Consider the following 689-nt stretch of genomic DNA (forward strand, 5'->3'; position numbering starts at 1 on the left):
CGACCGCACCCAACTTCGGCTATCAGCAGTGCGTGGATCGCATCAAGGACACGGATCTCGAGGGCCTCGATCTTTCGGGCTGGCAGGTAGCGTTCTCGGCCGCCGAAATGATCCGGCCCGAGACGGTCGGGGCGTTTCTGGAGAAGTTCGGTCGCTGCGGCTTCAAGCCCGAGAACTACCGCCCCGGCTACGGCCTCGCCGAAGCTACGCTGGTAGTGGCGATCGACGACACCGGCAGTGTTCCGCGCAAGCTTCCGGTTCCGAGCGGCACCGATCCGCGAAGTACTGGCGATAGCGGTTTCGGCCTCAGCGAGGTCTTTTGCGTCGGAGGACCCGTGCTTGATACTCGAATCAGAATCACTGCGCCGGACGGCTCGGCGCAACCGGAGGGAGAAGTCGGTGAGGTCTGGTCCAAAGGCCCCGGCACCTTCACCGGCTACTACAACGACCCGGAGGCGACCGCGGAGACCCTGGTCGACGGCTGGCTTCGAACCGGAGACCTCGGCTTCCTGAGCTCGGGCGAGCTCTACCTCACCGGGCGGCTCAAGGACCTCCTGATTATCCGAGGCGAGAACCTGATGCCCCACGAGCTCGAATGGCTGGCCGAGTCGGTGAGCGGAGGCGGCGGATTCGTTGTTCGATCAACGTCCAGTACGTCGGTCTTGCGGAGTCGCGCCATTGCCAGCGGC

Annotated in this window: 1 protein-coding gene; it reads left to right on the plus strand. The window is 64.6% G+C overall.

Going from position 1 to position 689, the window contains the following annotated elements; all coding sequences use genetic code 11:
• Window positions 1-689, plus strand: a 689-nt coding sequence (locus tag GY769_25445) for a fatty acyl-AMP ligase (protein ID MCP4205270.1), incomplete at both ends; no start/stop codon positions are given.

The sequence above is a fragment of the bacterium genome (assembly GCA_024224155.1).
Lineage (GTDB): Bacteria > Acidobacteriota > Thermoanaerobaculia > Multivoradales > JAHEKO01 > CALZIK01.